General features: G+C 47.4%; 4 protein-coding genes. 2 read left to right on the top strand and 2 right to left on the bottom strand.

The features are described from left to right. Window positions 1-801 (top strand): calcium-binding protein (locus NG833_RS14625; RefSeq protein ID WP_305884994.1); only part of this gene is annotated, 801 nt, incomplete at its 5' end. 150 nt (window positions 802-951) lie between these two features. Here NG833_RS14625 and NG833_RS14620 read toward each other — a convergent pair. After that, window positions 952-1,197: a hypothetical protein gene (locus NG833_RS14620; protein WP_254566022.1), complete on the bottom strand. Its 246-nt coding sequence runs from the start codon at window positions 1,195-1,197 to the stop codon at window positions 952-954. A 167-nt stretch (window positions 1,198-1,364) separates the two neighbouring features. Here NG833_RS14620 and ppk1 point away from each other — a divergent pair, with 167 nt between their 5' ends. Next, window positions 1,365-3,542 (top strand): polyphosphate kinase 1, encoded by a 2,178-nt coding sequence (ppk1, locus tag NG833_RS14615; protein WP_254566021.1) that lies wholly within the window; start codon window positions 1,365-1,367, stop codon window positions 3,540-3,542. 91 nt (window positions 3,543-3,633) lie between these two features. Here the strand turns inward: ppk1 and NG833_RS14610 are convergent, their stop codons facing one another. Further along, window positions 3,634-3,816 carry a hypothetical protein gene (locus NG833_RS14610; protein WP_015151656.1) on the bottom strand — a complete coding sequence of 61 codons (183 nt, stop codon included), beginning with the start codon at window positions 3,814-3,816 and terminating at the stop codon, window positions 3,634-3,636. Window positions 3,817-4,252: the final 436 nt, after the last annotated feature.

The following is a 4,252-nucleotide window of genomic DNA, read 5'->3' as shown; positions in this document are numbered from 1 at the left end:
ACTCCGGAACCGGATTCCATCATCGGAACCAACGAGGCTGATTTTATCCAAGGATTAGGTAGTAACGACCAAATCTTTGGTTTGGATGGTAATGATATTCTCCACGGCAACCAAGGTGATGATTTCATTGATGCTGGTGCTGGGGATGACTTGGTGCATGGTGGACAAGGAAATGATTATATTGTTGCTAATTCAGGTAATAATGAAATCTATGGGGATTTAGGGGAAGATACCCTAGTTGGAGGACCCGGAAATGATTTCTTGAATGGGAATCAAGGAAATGATGTCCTATTTGCTGTAGCCGGAAATAATACCCTCCACGGTGGACAAGGAGATGATACCCTAGTCGGGGGTACCGGGACTGATGTGCTATTTGGCGATTTAGGGAATGATTTAATTTATGCTGGGTCCGGGAATAATTTCCTCTATGGAAATCAAGGGAATGATACCTTGACGGGTGGAGATGGAGATGATGTGATTTATGGCGGTAAAGATGATGATTTGTTGATAGGAGGGGCTGGAAATGACTGGCTATCTGGGGATTTAGGAAATGATATCCTCATCGGTGGGGCCGGACAAGACCGCTTTGTGATTCGCCCAGATACCGGAGTTGATGTCATTGTGGACTTTACCGATGGAGAGGATTTAATCGGGTTAGCCGAAGGGTTAACCTATAATGATCTAACTCTCACCCAAGGGAATAATGGCGCGGTGATTTCAGTGGGAAATGAGGTCCTAGCGATCCTGAATGGTGTGAATATAGCGGTCCTTGACCAGCAGGATTTCTTTGCAGTTGTTTAGGTTGGTTCTTGAATGACCTGTGAACCCTGAGAAAGATAACAACTGCTAGTCCGGGGTACTATACGAGGTTAGAAACCGGGTTTCTTAACCACAATGTTGTGGCAACGCAACAGATTAAGTTAAGAAACCCGGTTTCTGGTCCTAGTTTATCTAATACTGTACCGGCGCTCTAGGTACGGTTCTGAACGAACCCAAAAAACCTTGCCAAATCGTCGATGGCATGGATAAACTCAGAATTTGTAAAATCCCCATAACTAAGGCAATAAGAATGACAAATCGTTCCAATGCTTCTATTTTATTTTGAACCCTGATTACGAACCATTCAAAGGCCGCCTCACGGCTGAATGCGGGCCGTAGATTTTGGAGGATTTGTTCAAGTTGCTCTTTTGGGTGCATAATGATAATGCTGGTTAGCTTAAAATACTAGCCCTGTATGACTTATGGACTGGTTTTATGCTGGTCCATTTTTTTAAAGCCATTGAGCGATCCCTCGGGGTTATACAGAACTTTTCGCTGTCCAGTTTGCTTACCAACTCCATTTACTGCTCCATCAGGTCAGAATTATGACAACGACTAAAAAACAGAAGGAAACCACACCGGAAATTAACCTAAAAGATCAGCAATACTACTTCAACCGAGAATTAAGTTGGGTTGAATTTAATTACCGAGTTTTACAGGAAGCCTTTGATCCGCGAACTCCGTTGTTAGAACGGCTGAAATTTTTAGCGATTTTCAGTGCTAATTTAGATGAATATTTCATGGTGCGGATTGCTGGACTGAAACAGCAGGTTGAAGCAGGAGTATCCTCCCTGACTCCTGATGGACGCACCCCACAACAACAATTGGATGAAGTCGGCGATCGCCTGCATCCAATGGTGGCCGAACAACATCGGCATTTTGAGAAACTCCTGCGTCCCCAACTGAGCGCTTATGGCATCCAGATCCTCGATTATATGGATCTCAACCAGGAACAGCGCACCTATCTGCAACAGTATTTTGAAGAAGAAATTTTCCCCGTTCTCACCCCCTTAGCGGTCGATCCGGGACATCCCTTTCCCTACATTTCTAACCGCAGTCTGAATCTAGCTGTGGTCATCAAAGACCCCGAAACCGAGGAAGAATTTTTTGCCCGGGTGAAAGTCCCCAAAGTGTTACCTCGATTTGTTCCGATTCCCGAAGCGCCCCGAAACGCCAGTAACAGTCACGGGGAAGGACAGAGAAAAAGCTGGACATTCACCCCTTTAGAACAGGTAATCGCCCATAATTTAGAGTTTCTATTTCCCGGGATGAATATTTTGGAATATCATCCATTTCGCGTGACTCGTAACGCGGATATTGCCCTAGAAGAAGACGAAGCGGATGATTTACTTCTGGCGATCGAACAAGAAATTCGCAAGCGACGATTTGGCGGTTCCGTGGTGCGAATGGAAGTCCAATCAGATATCCCTTCATCCATCCGGGAAATGCTGCGGGGGGAATTGGGGTTAGTTCATCATGAAGTCTATGAAGTCGAGGGATTGCTGGGGTTAGTAGACTTAATGGGATTGATGGATTTACCCTTTCCGGACCTGAAATATCCGGTATGGAATCCCGTCACTCCTGCCGCCTTCCGTCGCCTGGGAGAACTGCCTTCGGAACCGAATTTGGAGGATATGGAAGAGACAGAGGACCTCTTTGCTTTGATCCGATCGCGGGATTTGCTCATCCATCATCCCTATCATTCCTTTAGCGCAACAGTCCAGCGATTTATTACCCAGGCAGCATACGATCCGGCGGTATTAGCCATTAAAATGACCCTCTACCGGACCTCTGGAGATTCGCCCATTGTGAATGCCTTAATTGCAGCAGCAGAAAATGGCAAACAGGTGGCGGCATTGGTGGAGTTAAAAGCTCGCTTTGATGAGGAAAATAATATTTCTTGGGCGCGGAAGTTAGAGAAAGTGGGCGTTCATGTGGTGTATGGGTTGGTCGGACTTAAAACCCATACTAAAGTGGGGATGGTGGTGCGTCGGGAAGCCGATGGCATTCGGCGCTATGCACATATTGGGACGGGGAATTATAATCCGAAGACGGCGCGACTTTATACGGATTTGGGGTTAATTACCTGCCGGGATGATATCGGGGCGGATTTAACGGATTTGTTTAATTATTTGACCGGGTATTCCCGACAGCGTTCCTATCGCAGTTTGTTAGTTGCGCCGGTGAACATGAGAGAACGAATGACGGCGTTAGTGCAGCGAGAAATTGACAATGCCAAGCAGGGAAAACCGGGGCGAATTGTGTTGAAAATGAATGCCTTGGTAGACCCGAAAATGATTGTCAAGCTCTATGAAGCCTCAAGGGCGGGGGTGCAAATAGATTTAATTGTGCGGGGGATTTGTTGTTTGCGTCCGGGGGTGGCAAATGTCAGTGAAAATATCCGGGTGTTGAGTATTGTGGGGCGGTTTTTAGAGCATTCCCGGATTTTTTATTTTTATAATGATGGTGCAGAAGAGGTGTACATGGGGAGTGCGGATTGGATGCCTCGGAACCTGAATCGCCGGGTGGAGGCGACGACTCCGGTACAAGACCCGGATTTGGCAAAAGACCTCCAGGAAATTTTGGGGATTATGTTAGCAGATAATCGCCAAGCGTGGGAGTTACAGCCCGATGGGAGTTATCTGCAACGGCGGGGAAAGAATGAGGCGATCGCCCAAAGTTCTCAGAATATTTTGATGGAAATGGCCCTGCAACAAGGGTGAGGGTGAGGAAATTCCGGTCCAGGAGAGCAAAAATTGCGCCCCTGGACCGCTGGACCGCAGGGGTTAGGGGCGGTTGGGGTTGAAACCGGGTTTAGGCGATCGGGCGATCGCTAAAGGTGCGGTTGAATTCATCTAGCAAATCGTCGAGTTCTTCGATCGCCTGATTGACATCAATTCTGAGGGTTCCTAAGTTGGGTTGTTCCAATAGACGCACGAGGGTTTCTCGTTTGTCTGCGATCGCGCTGACCCGTTCTCTAAGTTTTTGTTCGTCCATTTCTGCCTTCCCTTTGTTTTTGCTAGTCTGACTGTAAACAGTTTTGTTGATGCCGATCGCGGTGAGATCCGGCAGCTTGCTCTATTATAAAATCAGCCATTTGTCAAGCTGAATCGATCAGCCGAGGGCGGAGGTATCCGATGGGGAAGACCCACCGGGTTTTTTGACCCTAGCCGACGCGCTTTTTACCCCATCAGCGGCCCGAAATCCAGTCTGTAGTCTGAATGATGGAAAACCAGACTGATGCCCTAGATCCTTGATCCCCTCATCAAGGGAGGCGATCGCAGTTTTTCCCTCTTAGGGTGTTCCAACAAATAAATCCTCCAAATCCCGATGGTTAAGCACCTAACTGTATGACGCCGCGCAGGCGGGCTTTGTCCGTGTAGCCCCAGGCTTAAGCCTGCGGGTTTTTTGGGTATTTTATTTTTTGGAGTTC

Origin of the sequence: Oscillatoria sp. HE19RPO, from assembly GCF_024220515.1 — a bacterium.
GTDB lineage: Bacteria > Cyanobacteriota > Cyanobacteriia > Cyanobacteriales > Laspinemataceae > Laspinema.
This window is presented reverse-complemented; position numbering and strand designations above follow the sequence as displayed.

What these genes read in the sequence shown, in the direction of transcription:
- NG833_RS14620 (WP_254566022.1), bottom strand. Translation starts at nt 1,197, where the DNA reads ATGCACCCAAAAGAGCAACTTGAACAAATCCTCCAAAATCTACGGCCC.
- ppk1 (WP_254566021.1), top strand. Translation starts at nt 1,365, where the DNA reads ATGACAACGACTAAAAAACAGAAGGAAACCACACCGGAAATTAACCTA.
- NG833_RS14610 (WP_015151656.1), bottom strand. Translation starts at nt 3,816, where the DNA reads ATGGACGAACAAAAACTTAGAGAACGGGTCAGCGCGATCGCAGACAAA.